This is a genomic window from Curtobacterium sp. NPDC089991, assembly GCF_044748425.1.
GTDB lineage: Bacteria > Actinomycetota > Actinomycetes > Actinomycetales > Microbacteriaceae > Curtobacterium.
Genome location: NZ_JBIVGB010000001.1, coordinates 948,776 through 963,383, shown reverse-complemented (window position 1 = coordinate 963,383; position 14,608 = coordinate 948,776). Strand labels below are relative to the sequence as shown.

The window sequence follows — 14,608 nt, the reverse complement described above, 5'->3', positions numbered from 1 at the left end:
GGGGGCAGTTCGTGCCCGATCCTAGGAGGGAGGGGCACGTGGCACGGGCAGGCTGTCCGGGTGTCCGGCAGCTACATCGACGGATGTCGGTCCACGACGCAGTGGGCGACGATGTGGAGCGCGCCGTCGCGGACGGTCTCGGTGTACGGACCGATGCGCTGCAGGGCACTCCAGGCGGTGGGGCCGAGGCGTCGGCGCTGGACGCCGCGGGACTCGATCACGACCGGCACGTCCATCCGCTCGTCGGTGACGGGGTGGCCGTCGGACCCGACCGGGCCGAGCGTGACCGAGACGACCGGCAGGCCAGGGGTGGCAGTGCGGCCGTCGCCGACCATCTGCCACAGGGCCTGCAGCAGTCCGTCGCGCTGGGCGGGCGAGAGGTGTCCGGCCAGGGCGCCCGGGTCGGCGACGCTCACCGAACGCCCGAGGTGGTCGGACTCCGTGATCGCGTGGTACAGCCAGGTCTCGCGCCGTCCCTCGATGAGGTGCAGGCGGAGCTCGGTCGCGAGTGAGGCCGCGACGGAACTCGAGGCGTCCGACAGCGGCAGGGGATCGGTGCCGTTCGCGACGGCGTCGAGCAGCTTCTCGGCGGCCAGGTCGAGTCGGGCGAGCTCGTCCGAGGCGAGCATGCCGACGGCGAACTGCGGCGCCTGCACGTTGCTCTGCACGAGCACCCGGTCGAGTTCCCGCTGCACGAGCTGCCGGAACCGCTGCACGACGTACAGGGCGATCGACGGCGGCACGACGACCAGGGCCAGCAGGGACACGATGCCCGGCAGCGTGTCGTTGGTGATCGGGGTCGAGGCGACGCTCATGCCGACGAACGCCAGGCCGAGCACCGCGATGGCGGCGGCGACCTCGCGGGCGGGCCGGAGCGTGGCGATCGGCAGGAGCGCGAAGCCCGCGGCGATCGACGCCGATGCCGTGTGGGCGATGTCGTGCTCGGGCCAGATGCCGATGAAGTCGAGGGTCACGACGCACGCCAGCACGACGCAGATCAGCACGAAGGCCAGCCCGGTCAACCGCTCGCCGTAGGTCAGCACGCTCAGACCGACCCCGACCGCGGCGACGATGTAGAGCATCCAGGCGGCTGCGGGCAACCACGGGTCGGAGAAGTCGGACCAGCGGACCAGGAAGTACACGATGCCGGAGACGGCCTCGATGGCGGTGAGCACCGCTGCGCCGAGGCCGAGGTACCCGGCTCCGAGCGAGGCGCCGGGCTTGGCCGCCTGGCGGAGCGACCGTGCACCGGTCGAGGTCGAGGGGAGCCCACGGGCCTGCCGACGCTCGCTGGTGCGGTAGCGCTCGCGCGCCTCGCGACGGGTGCGGGGCGGCTGCTGGCCGGTCGACTCGCCGGGCAGGCCGCGGCTGATGGTGTCCTCGGGGACCCGGGTCATCGCGGTGCCTCCAGGACGACGGTGGTGCCGGAGCCCGGCGCGGAGAACAGCTTCGCGTCGCCGCCGACCTCGCGCAGCCGGCTCACGACGCTCTCCTTGAAGCCGAGGCGTTCGGCGCTGACGGTGGTCAGGTCGAACCCGACGCCGGAGTCCGTGACCATGGCCCGCACCATGTCGTTGTCGTGGACGATCGTGACGTGCGCCTCGCCGACACCGGCGTGCCGGCGGACGTTCTCGAGGCACTCACCGAGCGCCAGCAGGAAGGCGTCGAGCACGTGCGACGGCAGCAGCACCTGACCGGTCCCGTGCCAACTGACCTCGAGGCCCATCCGCCCGAAGCGCTGCTTCACCGACTCGAGGGTCTGGCCGAGCGGCGACTCCTCCTCGCGGGTGAGCGAGTAGTCGCCGGACTGCGACGGCTGCGGGGTCGCGCCGAGTCGCAGGTGGCGCAGGAGTCTGGCGTCCTCGGCCGCCTGCTCGCGCATGGCCTGCTCGGAGACCCCGACGCCGGAGTGGGCGAGGAGCGTGAGCGTCGCGAGGACCGTGTCGTGCAGCAGCCGCGCCCCCTGCCGCCGCTGCGCCTCGGTCTCGCTGGCCTGGCGTTCAGCGCGGTGCGCGGTGCCGATGCTGTAGATCCGTCGGGCGACGCGGGGGATGCTGCGCGAGATCCACACGGCCACGACCGCGATGAGCACCCAGCCGAGCAGGGCGCCGCTGACGGGCGTCGACAGGAGCCCGCCGGTGGCCCACACCATCACGACGACGACGATCGCGCCGGTGCCGATCGTGAGTCCGAGGCCGAACGGCTGGCCGCGCTGCGCCATCAGCGGGGCGGACAGCGAGCCGCCCGCGAGCGGCATGACGGCGCTGGCGACGAGCGGGCGGACCGACTCGTCCACGCCGGAGAACAGCAGCGCGAGCGAGGCGAGGCCCGTGACGAGGATCGCGGCGGTCCACCACACGGTGCCACTGCGCCCGAAGAACACGAACGCGGCGACCATCGCGGCGATGCACAGCAGGGCGCCCACGAGCGGCAGGGCGGAGACCGCGGCGGCGGAGACCACGCCGACGACGCTGATGAGCGCGCAGACGATGCCCACGACACGGGTCGTCGCCCGCAGCAAGCGGTCGCGTTCCTGTGCGATGAATTCCATCGATGTCCTGGTTGGTGACGAGCTGGTGTGACGGGTCGTGCGGGGAAACCGAGCCTCGTTCAGTCCGGGCTCGCAGCCATCCAACCACGGGCGACACCCGTTGGGGGGTGTTCGGCGCGCCGTGCCGCGCGTGCCGTCACACACCGGTGCGTGCCGCCGCGGGTGCCGTGCGTGCCGCCGCCGCCCCGGTGCGTGCCGCGGCCCCTGTGCGTGCCGCCGCCCCGCCGCGCGCCGTGTCGCCCTCAGCCGTCGAGCAACCGCCGCAGGTGCGCGCCGACCTGCTCGTGCTCGATGAGGAACCCGTCGTGCCCGAACTCGCTCTCGATCACCGCGGCCGTGTCCCCGTCGAGCGTGTCCGGCACCCCGGCGGCGATCCGGTGCTGGTCCTCGATCGGGAACAGTCGGTCGCTCGAGATCCCCACGACGAGCGTGCGGGCCGTCACGAGTTCGAGCGCGGCAGCGACACCGCCCCGCCCGGCCCCGACGTCGTGGGAGTCCATCGCGTGCGTGAGCGTGATGTACGACGACGCGTCGAAGCGCCGGGTGAACTTGTTGCCGTGGAAGTCGAGGTAGCTCTCGACCGAGAACCGCCCGTCGTCGCCGAGCGGGGACACGTCGCTCTGCCACGACCGGGCGAACCGGCCGTTCAGCTCGTCGGACGCCCGGTAGGTCATCAACGCCATCCGCCGCGCGAGCGCCAGCCCGCGGTGCGGGCCCTCGCCGGCGTCGGCCTCGTAGTAGTCGCCGCCCGCGAACGCCGGGTCCATCTGGATCGCCGAGCGCTGCAGGGAGTTCGCCGCGATCTGGTCCGCCGTGGTCTGCGCCGTCGAGGCCAGCACCGCCAGCCGCTGGACGCGTGCGGGGTGCGACACCGCGAACTCGAGGGCGTGCATCCCGCCCATCGACCCGCCGACGACGGCCGCGAACACGTCGATGCCGAGTCGGTCGGCGAGCTGGCGCTGCACCTCGACCTGGTCGCTCACGGTGACGAACGGGAACCGCGAGCCCCACTCGACCCCGGTGGGTGCCACCGACGACGGCCCGGTCGTGCCCTGGCAGCCGCCGAGCATGTTGGGCGCGATCACGAACCAGCGGTCGGTGTCGATCGCCAGGCCGGGTCCGACGACGTCGCCCCACCAGCCGGCGGTGCGGTGCCCCGGACCGGGTGCGCCCGCGACGTGCGAGTCCCCGGTCAGCGCGTGGAACAGCAGGACGGCGTTGTCGCGCGCCGCGTTGAGCGTGCCCCACGACTCGTACGCCACCCGCACGGCCGGGAGCCGTCCGCCACGCACCCACTGCTCGCCGAGGGACGCGAAGTGGCGCGCACCCGGGTGGTCCCCGGGGCGCCAGGCGCCGGTGACCGGCGGCTTGCCGATGGTGCCGAGTTCGGCGCCGGGCACCAGGGTGGACGGCACGGAGTCCTCGGGGGTCGTCTGCCAGTCCATGGTGCGTCCAGTCTGCCGGGAGGCGCGGGTCGCCGCCGCCGTGTTACGTCACGCCCACCCCGTGGCCGGGTCCCGGGCCGCGCTCGCCGTTTGCGTGCGTGCGCATGTTCCGACATCGTGCGCGTTGTTCGACTCGTGGATCGTCGCACCATGCGCACGCACCGGATGCGTGCGCAACGAGCGACGTCCCACGAGTCGATCGACTCGTGGGACGTCGCACCATGCACAGGCATCGAGCGCGCCGTGCCTCGGTGCCCGGGCGAACGCTAGGCGCGCTGCCCTTCCTGCGAGACCGCACGGGCCGCGGCGAGCCCGGCCTCGAGGTCGGCCTTCAGGTCCTCGATGTTCTCGATGCCGACGGACAGGCGCACCAGGCCCGGCGTGACCCCGGTGGTGAGCTGCTGCTCGGGCGTGAGCTGCGAGTGCGTGGTCGACGCCGGGTGGATCACGAGCGAGCGCACGTCGCCGATGTTCGCCAGGTGCGAGAACAGCTGCAGGTTGTCGACGAACGCCTTGCCCGCGGGCACCCCGCCCTTGAGTTCGAACGACAGCACGGCGCCGACGCCCTTCGGCGCGTACCGGTTCGCCGCGGCGTACCACGGCGACGTCGGCAGGCCGGCGTAGGCGACGGTCGCGACGTCCGGGTGCTGGTCGAGCCACTCGGCGATCTCCTGGGCGTTCGACACGTGGCGCTCGATGCGGAGCGACAGCGTCTCGATGCCCTGCAGGAGTGCGAACGCGGTGTCCGCCGAGTTCGACGCGCCGAGGTCGCGGAGCAGCTGCACGCGGGCCTTCACGATGTAGGCGAGCTCGTTGCCGACGGCCTCGGCGAAGACCGCGCCGTGGTACGACGGGTCGGGCGTGTTGAACTCCGGGAACTTGTCCGGGTGCTGGGACCAGGCGAACTTCCCGCCGTCGACGATGATGCCGCCGATGACCGTGCCGTGGCCGCCGAGGAACTTCGTCGCCGAGTGCACGACGATGTCGGCCCCGTGCTCGAACGGACGGATCAGGTACGGCGTCGCGATCGTGTTGTCGACGATCAGCGGGACGCCGGACTCGTGCGCGACGTCGCTGACGCCGGTGATGTCGAGGACGTTGATCCGCGGGTTGCCGATGGTCTCGGCGAAGAAGAGCTTCGTGTTCGGGCGGACGGCGCGGCGCCACTCCTCGAGGTCGTCCTGGTCCTCGACGAACGTGGTCTCGATGCCGAGCTTCGCCAGCGTGTACTTGAACAGGTTGTACGTGCCGCCGTAGATCGACGACGACGACACGATGTGGTCACCAGCACCCGCGATGTTCAGCACGGCGTAGGTCTCCGCCGCCTGGCCGGACGCCACGAGGAGTGCGCCGCTGCCGCCCTCGAGTGCCGCGATGCGCTGCTCCACGACGTCGTTCGTCGGGTTCATGATGCGGGAGTAGATGTTGCCCGGCTTGGCGAGGGCGAACAGGTCGCGGGCCTCGTCCGAGTTCGCGAAGACGTACGAGGTCGTCTTGTAGATCGGGGTGGCGCGGGCGCCCGTGGTCGGGTCCGGCTGTGCGCCGGCGTGGACCTGCGTGGTCTCGAACCGCCACTGCGCGGCGTCGTGCTCGGTCATCTTGGTGCTCCTGTCCGGTGCGGCTGGTCGTCGGGTCGCCTTGCGCTCGGCCTGGAGGCGCGGCGCGTCTGTGCGTCGGGTGTCACGGTACGCAGGTGGTCGCGCTGGTACCAGCGCACCCGCCTCGGGACGTAACGCGCACGCCCGACGCACCACGGGCCTCCCGGTCGAGCCTGCGCGCTCGTCTGACGGCGGCGACCACGGGGATCGGTCGCGGCCTGCCGCGACGTCGCGCGCTGCCGACTGAGCGCAGCGAAGACGACTGCTTGCGCGGAAATGTCAATTGTCGCGACGGAACAGCCAGCCGACGTTCGGTTCGAGCAGCCAGCGCATCCCGCGCCGCACGAAGGGCTGCGCGAGGAAGAGGCTCACCGCGCAGGCGATCGCGACCATCAGGAGCACGAACGGCCACGCGGAGTGCGGACCGGCGAGCACGCCGGACTCGCGGATCGGGTAGAGCACGAACGTGTGCAGCAGGTACACGTACATCGTCGCCGCACCGAACTGCGTGAGCCAGATGTTCCGGCGGGGGATGAGCACCAGGAACGACGCGGTCAGCAGTGTCGCGAGCAGCATCAGGCCGAAGCGGACGGCGCCGGCCCACCACGCGTCCTCGCCGAGACCCGAGTACGAGTCGTCGTAGAAGAACCAGTGGTGCAGGTCGAACTCCTTGAACTGCGGGATCCACACCGCGCACGACACGGCCCACGCGGCGAACACGGCGCCGGCGGCGACGCGCACCCGGACCACGGTGCGGCGCGAGGCCTCGTACCAGCGGTCGAAGAGCCCCCACTGCTTGACCTGCCACCCGAGCAGGAAGAACGGCAGCAGGCTGATCGCACGGGACAACGAGAGCGTGGAGTCGACGTTGTCGAAGTAGCCGACGCCGATGCTGAACACGACGGCCCAGAACAACGGCCACCGCAGCTGCGCCAGGTACGGCAGGATCAGCTTGAAGATGCCGAGGGCCAGCAGGAACCACAGGGTCCAGGTCGGCTGCGTCGGGTTGAAGTCCTTGCCGCCCTCGACGATGCCCTGCACCACGGTCCAGATCGTCTGCATGATGATGTACGGCACGACGATGTCGGTGATCGTCCGGCGCATGCGCTTCGCCGTCGGGGTGTCGGCCGACGAGAAGTAGCCGCTGATCACACCGAACGCGGGCATGTGGAACGCGTAGATGAACGTGTAGAGCGCCAGGGCGTGCTCGCTCGCCGTCGTCTGGCGCTGGATCGCGTGGCCGATCACCACGAGGGTCACCGCGACGAACCGCGCGGTGTCCCACATCGGGATACGGCGCGGTGCCCGGCCGGGTTCGAGCTGCGTCGCCGGGGCCGAGGGTGCGGGAGGGGCGGCATCCGTCGTCATCGTCGGTCACGTTACCGGATCGTGACCTGGGAGGGTCGGTACGGTGGGGATCGGGGCGAGCAGTCGTCCCGACACCGGGGCGAGCAGTCGTCCCGACACCGGGGCGATCCGGTGCCCCGACACCGGGGCGATCCGTTGCCCCGACACCGACGCAGGAGGCAGATCACATGGCAGCACGGCGCGCAGTCGTCACCGGAGCGAGCTCGGGCATCGGGGCGGCCACCGTCCGACTGTTCCGCTCGCGGGGCTGGGACGTGCTCGCCGTCGCCCGCCGGGCGTCCAAGCTCGAGGCGCTCGCCGCGGAGACCGGGGCCGAGGTCCTGGTGGCGGACATCACGAGCGCTGCCGACGTCGAGGCGCTCGCCGCCCGCGTCGCCGAGCTCGGCGGCGCCGACGTCCTCGTCAACAACGCCGGTGGCGCGTTCGGCTCGGCCAGCGTCGAGGAGTCCGACGTCGACGACTGGCGGGCCATGTTCGAGGTGAACGTGATCGGCACGAAGCGCGTCGTCGCCGCGCTGCTGCCGCACCTGCGGGACCGTGCACGCGACACCGGGGGAGCGGACATCGTCACGGTGACGAGCACGGCCGGGTTCGTGGCGTACGAGAACGGCGGCGGCTACAACGCCGCGAAGTTCGCCGAGCACGCCCTGGTCGGCGCGCTCCGGCTCGAGCTGAACGGCGAACCGATCCGCGTCGTCGAGATCGCCCCCGGCCTGGTGAAGACCGACGAGTTCGCGCTCACCCGCTTCCGCGGCGACGAGCAGAAGGCCGCTTCGGTCTACGACGACGTGCCGGACCCGCTCGTGGCCGACGACGTCGCCGAGGCGATCGTGCACGCGGTGGAACTGCCGCCGCACGTGAACCTCGACCTCGTCACGATCCGGCCGGTCGCGCAGTCGGCGCAGCACAAGCTCGCGCGCGGGACGCTCTCGCCGCGCTGATCGCCTGCGCAGCGCCCGGGCGGTGGCCACGGGTCGCGGGCGCGGGGTCCCTGCCGGTACCGTGGACGGATGCCGATCAGCAGCGAACCCGAGCCCACGGCCCCGGCTCAGTCGACCGTGACCGTGACGAGCGGGCCCGAGGTGCTCGGATGGCTGGAGTTCGGTGACGCCGCACGCCTGCTCGCGAAGGACGTGCTGTCCTCCGGCTTCGAGCCCGAGGTCGTCGTCGCCGTCGCCCGCGGCGGGCTGATCATCGCCGGTGCCGTGGCCTACGCGCTCGGCACCAAGGAGTGCGGCTCGATCAACGTCGAGTTCTACACCGACGTCGAGCAGCGCCTGGACGAGCCCGTCGTGCTCGCACCCGCGCTCGACGCCCCGAGCCTCGCCGGCAAGCGCGTGCTCGTCGTCGACGACGTGTCGGACTCCGGTCGGACCCTGCGCCTGGTGGTCGACATCATCCGGAATGCCGGTGCCGACGTCCGCAGCGCCTGCCTGTACTCGAAGCCCGGCACCGTCCTCGAGCCCGACCACGTGTGGCGCCGGGTCGACGGCTGGATCACGTTCCCGTGGAGCGCCCTCGCACCGGTGACGGCCGAGTCGTGAGCATCCACCTCGTCGGCGGCGGACTCTTCGCCGCCTCGGACGCCGCAGCGCCCTTCCTCGCCGAGGCCACCGCACGCTCGGCCGCCGTCGGCCGGACGGTCCCGCGCATCGCCCTGCTCTCCGTCGCCGGCCCGGACGGCGGCAGTCCGTCGTCGACCGCCGACATCGCCGAGGTGCTCGGCGGTGCCCGCGTGGCCGAGGTCGTCGTCACCGAGGTCGCGGCCGGCCAGGTGTTCGACACGACCGTCCTGAGCGACGTCGACGCGCTCGTCGTCGGTGGCGGCGTCACCCCCGACTACCTGGGCGCGATCGCCCCACTCGTCGACCAGCTTCGGCTGCTCGTCGCCGACGGCCTGCCCTACCTGGGCTACTCGGCCGGTGCGATGATCGCCGCCGACCGCGCGCTCGTGGGCGGCTGGCGCATCGGCGGCGTCGAGATCTGCCCCGAGGCAGCCTCTGAAGGCCTCGACGAGGTCGAACTCCGCGAAGGGCTCGGCCTGGTCGACCTGACCATCGACGTCCACGCGGTGCAGGCCGGCACCCTCGCCCGCCTGATCGCGAGCGCCGAGGCCGAGTTCGTCACCGCCGGCCTGGCGATCGACGAGGACACCGCCCTCGTCGTCGGCGAGGGCGCGCTTGAGGTCCGCGGAACCGGCAGCGTCTGGCGGGTCATGGCCGGCGAGGAGTCGGTGGCCGTCGCCACGATGGGCGCGTAGCCGTCGTGGAGCCACGACCGCTCGCCGACCTGGTCGACCCGGGCTGGGCGTCGGCGCTCGCTCCGGTGGAGGCCGACGTGCACCGCATGGGTGCCTGGCTGCGTGACGAGACAGCGGCCGGCCGCACCTACCTGCCGGCCGGCGCCGACGTGCTCCGGGCCTTCACCACGCCGTTCGACGCCGTGAAGGTGCTCGTGGTGGGGCAGGACCCCTACCCGACGCCGGGCAACCCGATCGGGCTGTCGTTCGCCGTCGACCCGGCAGTTCGTCCGGTGCCGCGCAGCCTGGCGAACATCTACAAGGAGCTCAGCGCCGACGTCGGCGTGACCCCACCGGCGCACGGTGACCTGCGTGCGTGGTCGGACCAGGGCGTGCTGCTGCTCAACCGTGTGCTCACGGTCCGTGCGGGCGACGCCGGCAGTCACCGCGGCAAGGGCTGGGAAGCCGTCACCGACCAGGCGGTCCGCGCACTCGTCGCCCGGGGGACCCCGCTCGTCGCCGTGCTGTGGGGCGCGCAGGCCGCGTCCGTCCGGCCGCTGCTCGGCGACACCCCGGTGGTGGCGTCGGCGCACCCGAGCCCGTTGAGTGCGTCGCGGGGCTTCTTCGGCAGCCGGCCGTTCTCGCAGGTCAACGCGCTGCTGCAGGAACAGGGCGCGACACCGGTCGACTGGTCGCTGCCCGCTCAGTAGGCTCGGCACGTGCTCGAGGAGGAATACCAGCGACGGCGGGTCCTGCCGCGACACCTGCGTGCCCGGCCGGCGAGCGAGACCGCGTTCGAGTACCGGATCCGTGCCGCCGAGGCGAGCGACCTGCCCGACGTCCGTGAGATCCACACGCACTACGTCCGCAACTCGTCGGTGACCTTCGACCCGTCGGCGTTCACCTTCGCCCGGTGGAAGCAGCGCTACGACGACATCCGGAAGCGCAAGCTGCCCTTCCTGGTGGCCGAGAACCCCGCCGGGCAGATCCTCGGCTACGCGCTCGTGGACGCCTGGAACCCGCGCGACCGGTCGAACCGGGTGGTCGAGGACTCGATCTACCTCGGAGCGGCCTCGGGTGGCAAGGGGCTGGGCCGTGCGCTCATGGAAGCCCTGCTCGACGAGTGCCGGTCCGCCGGGGTCCGCGAGGTCGTCGCCGTGATCGCCGACCGGCAGGCCGAGGCCTCGATCCGCCTGCACGAGCGGCTCGGCTTCGAGGAGGTCGGCCGGATGGGCAAGGTCGGCTACAAGTACGACCGGTGGCTCGGCACGGTGACGATGCGCCTGCGGTTGCGCGGTCCCCGCCTGTTCGCGCGCAAGTAGTCGGTCCGTCGTCCGTCGTCTGGTCGCGGTGGGCCTCGCCGAGGTTCCGAGATCTGCGCATCTCGGCGTGCGATCGCGCGCGTTGTGGAACCTCGACGACCAGCGCACGGCGTGTTGTGGAACCCGGGCGTCTGTCGGACGGGAGGCCCGTAGGCGCGTCGCCACGGGCCTCCCGTCCGTCATTCGGTCTCGTCTCGGGCCGCGCCGAGGTTCCGAGATCTGCGCATCTCGGCGTGCGATCGCGCGCGTTCTGGAACCTCGACGACCAGCGCACGGCGTGTTGTGGAACCCCGGCGGTCAGCGCCCGGCGTGCCGGCCCTCGCCCGCCGCCGGCCCCCGCACACCCCGTCAGGGCCGCGGGGCCTCCGCGATGAACTCGTCGCGCGTGACGCCGACGAGCGCCGTCGTCGCGGCCGCCGCGGCGGCCCCGTCACCCGCGACGAGCGCGTGCCCGACGGCCTCGTGGCGGAGTGCTGCCTCGCGCGTCCAGCGCGTGATGGTGTCGCGCGACTCCGACGTGCGGGTGCGCAGCAGCGCCTCGACGGTGCCGGCGAAGTGCGCGAAGACGGCGTTGCCGGAGCCGGTGAGCAGGGCGCGGTGGAAGCGGACGTCGGCCTCGAGGTACGCGCGGCTGTCCTCGCGCGCGCAGGCGGCGAGCATGTCCTGCGCGGCGTCGAGGACGGCGGACGCCCCGGAGCCGCCGGCGGTGAGCGACGCTGCGACGGGTTCGACGCCGAGCCGCAGTTCGAGGAGTTCCCGCTGCTGCACGAAGTAGGCGGGCGAGGCGCCACGCCACCGGATGACCGTCGGGGCGAGCAGTTCCCACGACCCGATGCCGAGCACCTGCGTGCCGACGCGCTGCCGGGGTTCGACGAGTCCGAGCGACTGCAGGACGCGGAGCGCCTCGCGCACGACCGACCGGGACACGCCGAACTCGTCCGCCACGAGCTCGGGGCGGACCACCGTGCCGGGGTCGAGCGCACCGTCGACGATGCGCTGCCCGAGGGTGTCGAGCACGTGGGCGTGGAGTCCGCGGGCTGGGGGCATCGTTCCTCCGTGCAGTACGGGTCGCGCGGTCGGCGTGACGTCGGTCCCATCGAAACGGCAGACTGCGTCCGAGGGCGGATGGCGCGCGGCGGATCGTCGTATAGTCTGATTAATCAGATTATTGAGGGTCGGTGCGTGCAGCGCCAGCCGCCCCTCGACACGAAGGCGACGGAGCCGCGCGGCAGCGGCTCCAGGAAGGGGCACCGATGCCTCACGCTCCAGTCCACCTGCTCGCCCACCCCGTGGGCACGGTCCTCGCGGCCGAGGGCGGCGGCACCGAGACCGTCGACCCGTCCGGGCCGATCCCGCAGCTGATCATCGCGGCCCTCGTCGGCATCGTCGTGATCATCGCGCTCATCACCTGGCTCAAGGTGCACCCGTTCATCGCGCTCGTGATCGGTGCCCTGGGCGTCGGCATCGGTGCGGGGCTCGCACCGGACAAGGCCGTCGTGAGCTTCGGCAACGGCTTCGGTGCGACGATGACGAGCGTCGGCATCCTGGTCGGGCTCGGGTCGATGTTCGGCAAGATGCTCGTCGACTCCGGCGCCGCCGACCGCGTGGTCGACACCCTGGTGCGCAGGTCGTCGAAGGCGGCGCTGCCGTGGACGATGGCCCTGATCGGTGCGCTGATCGGCCTGCCGATGTTCTTCGAGGTCGGCCTCGTGCTCCTCATCCCGATCATCGTGCTCGTCGCGAAGCGCAGCTCCGTGCCGATCATGAAGATCGCCGTGCCCGCCCTGGTCGGCCTGTCGACGATGCACGCGTTCGTTCCGCCGCACCCCGGCCCGCTCGTCGCGATCTCGACCGTCGGCGCGAACCTCGGCACCACGCTCGCCTTCGGCATCGTGCTGGCGATCCCGGTCATCATCCTGGCCGGTCCGGTGTTCGCCCAGTTCGCGGCCCGCTGGGTCGACATCCCCGCGCCCGACATGTTCGGGTCGCGTGGGTCGGACTCTGGCTCGGCGTCCGGTCCGCAGGACCCCGCCTCGGGCGGACGGGAGGCCCGGCGCGGCCCCGCCACGCAGGACACCGCGTCCCTTCCCAACGGCAAGAGCGACTTCACGCGCGTCATCAGCGAGCCCCGCAGCCCGTCGTTCACCGTCGCGCTCATCGGCATCCTGCTGCCCGTCGTCCTCATGCTCGCCCAGGCCGTCCGCGAGGCCACGATGCCCGACGCCGCTGGCTCGTGGGTGAGCCTGCTCGACTTCCTCGGGTCGCCGATGATCGCGATCGGCATCGCGGCGATCTACGCGATGGTCTTCTTCGCGATCGGCGGCGGCATGGACCGGTCCGCCGTGGCGAAGTCGCTCGAGAGCGCGCTGCCCCCGGTCGCCGGGGTGCTGCTCATCGTCGGTGCCGGCGGTGGGTTCAAGCAGGTGCTCATCGACACGGGCATCGGCGGGGTGATCGCCGACGCCGTGAAGGACTCCGGCGTCTCGGTGCTCCTCGTCGCCTGGGTCGTGTCGGCCCTGGTGCGTGTCGCCACCGGGTCGGCCACGGTCGCCACCGTCACCGCGGCGGGCATCATGGCCCCGATCGCCGCCGACCTGTCCACGCCGATGACCTCGCTGCTCGTGCTGGCGATCGGTGCGGGCTCGGTGTTCCTGTCGCACGTCAACGACGCCGGGTTCTGGCTCGTCAAGGGCTACCTCAACACCACCGTGGGACAGACCTTCAAGACGTGGACGGTGCTCGAGTGCCTCATCTCGGTGCTCGGTCTGCTCGGGGTGCTGCTGGCCGGGGTGTTCATCCGATGAGCAGCGACTCCGCTCTGGATGCGCGTGTCCTGGTCGTCATGGGGGTCTCCGGTTCCGGCAAGTCGACCGTCGCCGCGATGGTCGCCGAGCAGCTCGGGTGGGACTTCGCCGAGGGCGACGCCATGCACCCGCAGGCCAACGTCGACAAGATGCACGCCGGCACACCGCTCACCGACGAGGACCGCTGGCCGTGGCTCGACGTCGTCGCCGGCTGGATCCGCGGGCACCTCGACGCCGGCACCCACGGTGTCGTGACCTGCTCGGCGCTGAAGCGGTCGTACCGCGACGTGCTGCGGGCGCCCGGCGTGGTGTTCGTGCACGTGGCCGGTGACGGCGCGTTGATCGAGCAGCGCATGTCGCAGCGGTCTGGCCACTTCATGCCGACGTCGCTGCTGCAGTCCCAGCTCGCGACCCTCGAGCCGCCGCAGGACGACGAGGCGCACCTCACGATCGCGGCCGACCGCACTCCGGAGGAGGAGAGCGCCGAGGTCGTCGAGCGGCTCGGGCTCGGCGGCGGCCGCTAGCTAGCTGCCGCCGGCGTCCGAGGCGGATCCGGTGCGGCTGGCTTCGGCCACCAGTCGCGCTGCAGCGGCGGCGAGCTGTGCGTTCGACGTCACCGCCGTGCCGTCCTCGAGCACGCTCGTGTCCTCGAGCCCGGTGCGGATCGCGTGGCCCCGCGCGAGGGCGCGGCGGCTCACCTGCCACGAGGCTGCGCCGATGCCGTGGTGCAACTGGGGGAGCCGGACCCCCGCGGCGGCGACGATCGACTCCATCTCGGCGTCGAGCGCGAGCGCGTCGTCGGCGTCGTCCACGAGCGGCTCGACGACGAGGCGGACGAACCGGTCGTGGCCGCCCTTCCGGACGAACCGCTCGGCGTCGTCGGTGCTCAGCACGCACGCCTCGACCCCGACGCCGCGTCGCGCGAGGAGATCGGTCACGTCGTCGATCCCGTCCTCGCCCTGGTTCGCGGCGATCAGGTCGGGCAGCTCCGTCCACGTGGACACGAGGTCGAGTCGTTCGCGGGGATCGGGCACGATCGCGGCGAAGGTCGTGACGTTGAGCGGGATCCCCGGGCACGCCGCCCGCACGGCGCGGAGCATCCGGCCGACCGGTCCGGCGGCGAGCGACTCGGCGCCGTCGTCGTCGAAGGCGTGCAGGTGGAGGAGCGTCGCGCCAGCCGCCACACACGCTGCCGCGTCACGAGCGATCTCGTCCGGTGTGCGCGGCATCGCCGGGTGGGTGGTGTCGCCGTTCAGGGCGAGTTGCAGGTCGGGCACGTGG

Annotated in this window: 14 protein-coding genes; 7 read left to right on the top strand and 7 right to left on the bottom strand. The window is 72.2% G+C overall.

Going from position 1 to position 14,608, the window contains the following annotated elements; translation table 11 throughout:
* Positions 1-71: 71 nt before the first annotated feature.
* The 5 genes from ACIPV1_RS04560 to ACIPV1_RS04540 all read right to left on the bottom strand — a co-directional run bounded on the left by ACIPV1_RS04560 (position 72) and on the right by ACIPV1_RS04540 (position 6,962).
* Entirely contained in the window at positions 72-1,397 is a 1,326-nt protein-coding gene (locus tag ACIPV1_RS04560; RefSeq protein WP_123339799.1) for a hypothetical protein, read from the bottom strand.
* Positions 1,394-2,551: a sensor histidine kinase gene (locus tag ACIPV1_RS04555; RefSeq protein WP_123294227.1), complete on the bottom strand. Its 1,158-nt coding sequence runs from the start codon at positions 2,549-2,551 to the stop codon at positions 1,394-1,396. Before ACIPV1_RS04555 ends, ACIPV1_RS04560 begins: the two co-directional genes overlap by 4 nt.
* Before the next feature lie 242 nt (positions 2,552-2,793).
* Positions 2,794-3,996: a homoserine O-acetyltransferase gene (locus ACIPV1_RS04550; RefSeq protein ID WP_402725818.1), complete on the bottom strand. Its 1,203-nt coding sequence runs from the start codon at positions 3,994-3,996 to the stop codon at positions 2,794-2,796.
* Positions 3,997-4,262: 266 nt separating this feature from the next.
* Positions 4,263-5,594: a bifunctional o-acetylhomoserine/o-acetylserine sulfhydrylase gene (locus ACIPV1_RS04545; protein WP_111086406.1), complete on the bottom strand. Its 1,332-nt coding sequence runs from the start codon at positions 5,592-5,594 to the stop codon at positions 4,263-4,265.
* A 279-nt stretch (positions 5,595-5,873) separates the two neighbouring features.
* On the bottom strand, positions 5,874-6,962 hold the full coding sequence (locus tag ACIPV1_RS04540; protein WP_123937729.1) for an acyltransferase family protein: 1,089 nt from the start codon (positions 6,960-6,962) through the stop codon (positions 5,874-5,876).
* 167 nt (positions 6,963-7,129) lie between these two features.
* Here ACIPV1_RS04540 and ACIPV1_RS04535 point away from each other — a divergent pair, with 167 nt between their 5' ends.
* The 5 genes from ACIPV1_RS04535 to ACIPV1_RS04515 all read left to right on the top strand — a co-directional run bounded on the left by ACIPV1_RS04535 (position 7,130) and on the right by ACIPV1_RS04515 (position 10,523).
* A complete protein-coding gene (locus tag ACIPV1_RS04535) occupies positions 7,130-7,903 on the top strand; it encodes an SDR family oxidoreductase (RefSeq protein ID WP_123937730.1) in 774 nt (257 codons plus the stop codon).
* 69 nt (positions 7,904-7,972) lie between these two features.
* Positions 7,973-8,506 carry a phosphoribosyltransferase gene (locus ACIPV1_RS04530; protein ID WP_173168683.1) on the top strand — a complete coding sequence of 178 codons (534 nt, stop codon included), beginning with the start codon at positions 7,973-7,975 and terminating at the stop codon, positions 8,504-8,506.
* Positions 8,503-9,222 (top strand): Type 1 glutamine amidotransferase-like domain-containing protein, encoded by a 720-nt coding sequence (locus ACIPV1_RS04525; protein WP_123294231.1) that lies wholly within the window; start codon positions 8,503-8,505, stop codon positions 9,220-9,222. Before ACIPV1_RS04530 ends, ACIPV1_RS04525 begins: the two co-directional genes overlap by 4 nt.
* Positions 9,223-9,227: 5 nt before the next feature.
* The gene (locus tag ACIPV1_RS04520) at positions 9,228-9,911 is read left to right on the top strand and encodes a uracil-DNA glycosylase (protein WP_123294232.1); all 684 of its coding nucleotides are present in this window, start codon (positions 9,228-9,230) and stop codon (positions 9,909-9,911) included.
* A gap of 9 nt (positions 9,912-9,920) precedes the next feature.
* Entirely contained in the window at positions 9,921-10,523 is a 603-nt protein-coding gene (locus ACIPV1_RS04515) for a GNAT family N-acetyltransferase (protein WP_123294233.1), read from the top strand.
* A gap of 348 nt (positions 10,524-10,871) precedes the next feature.
* Here ACIPV1_RS04515 and ACIPV1_RS04510 read toward each other — a convergent pair whose 3' ends face one another.
* Positions 10,872-11,570 carry a FadR/GntR family transcriptional regulator gene (locus tag ACIPV1_RS04510; RefSeq protein ID WP_131846445.1) on the bottom strand — a complete coding sequence of 233 codons (699 nt, stop codon included), beginning with the start codon at positions 11,568-11,570 and terminating at the stop codon, positions 10,872-10,874.
* 206 nt (positions 11,571-11,776) lie between these two features.
* On the opposite strand from ACIPV1_RS04510, the gene ACIPV1_RS04505 reads away from it, so the two are divergent.
* Positions 11,777-13,327, top strand: coding sequence for a GntP family permease (locus tag ACIPV1_RS04505; protein ID WP_208320946.1), 1,551 nt, complete (start codon positions 11,777-11,779; stop codon positions 13,325-13,327).
* Positions 13,324-13,851 carry a gluconokinase gene (locus ACIPV1_RS04500; protein WP_123937732.1) on the top strand — a complete coding sequence of 176 codons (528 nt, stop codon included), beginning with the start codon at positions 13,324-13,326 and terminating at the stop codon, positions 13,849-13,851. Before ACIPV1_RS04505 ends, ACIPV1_RS04500 begins: the two co-directional genes overlap by 4 nt.
* On the opposite strand, the gene ACIPV1_RS04495 is transcribed toward ACIPV1_RS04500, so the two are convergent.
* The gene (locus tag ACIPV1_RS04495) at positions 13,852-14,604 is read right to left on the bottom strand and encodes a 3-keto-5-aminohexanoate cleavage protein (protein WP_402725817.1); all 753 of its coding nucleotides are present in this window, start codon (positions 14,602-14,604) and stop codon (positions 13,852-13,854) included.
* Positions 14,605-14,608 lie beyond the last annotated feature (4 nt).

Excerpts from the sequence above, each read along its gene's own strand:
- ACIPV1_RS04545 (WP_111086406.1), bottom strand. The coding sequence starts at position 5,594 with ATGACCGAGCACGACGCCGCGCAGTGGCGGTTCGAGACCACGCAGGTC.
- ACIPV1_RS04555 (WP_123294227.1), bottom strand. The coding sequence starts at position 2,551 with ATGGAATTCATCGCACAGGAACGCGACCGCTTGCTGCGGGCGACGACC.
- ACIPV1_RS04550 (WP_402725818.1), bottom strand. The coding sequence starts at position 3,996 with ATGGACTGGCAGACGACCCCCGAGGACTCCGTGCCGTCCACCCTGGTG.
- ACIPV1_RS04500 (WP_123937732.1), top strand. The coding sequence starts at position 13,324 with ATGAGCAGCGACTCCGCTCTGGATGCGCGTGTCCTGGTCGTCATGGGG.
- ACIPV1_RS04540 (WP_123937729.1), bottom strand. The coding sequence starts at position 6,962 with ATGACGACGGATGCCGCCCCTCCCGCACCCTCGGCCCCGGCGACGCAG.
- ACIPV1_RS04535 (WP_123937730.1), top strand. The coding sequence starts at position 7,130 with ATGGCAGCACGGCGCGCAGTCGTCACCGGAGCGAGCTCGGGCATCGGG.
- ACIPV1_RS04505 (WP_208320946.1), top strand. The coding sequence starts at position 11,777 with ATGCCTCACGCTCCAGTCCACCTGCTCGCCCACCCCGTGGGCACGGTC.
- ACIPV1_RS04510 (WP_131846445.1), bottom strand. The coding sequence starts at position 11,570 with ATGCCCCCAGCCCGCGGACTCCACGCCCACGTGCTCGACACCCTCGGG.
- ACIPV1_RS04530 (WP_173168683.1), top strand. The coding sequence starts at position 7,973 with ATGCCGATCAGCAGCGAACCCGAGCCCACGGCCCCGGCTCAGTCGACC.
- ACIPV1_RS04560 (WP_123339799.1), bottom strand. The coding sequence starts at position 1,397 with ATGACCCGGGTCCCCGAGGACACCATCAGCCGCGGCCTGCCCGGCGAG.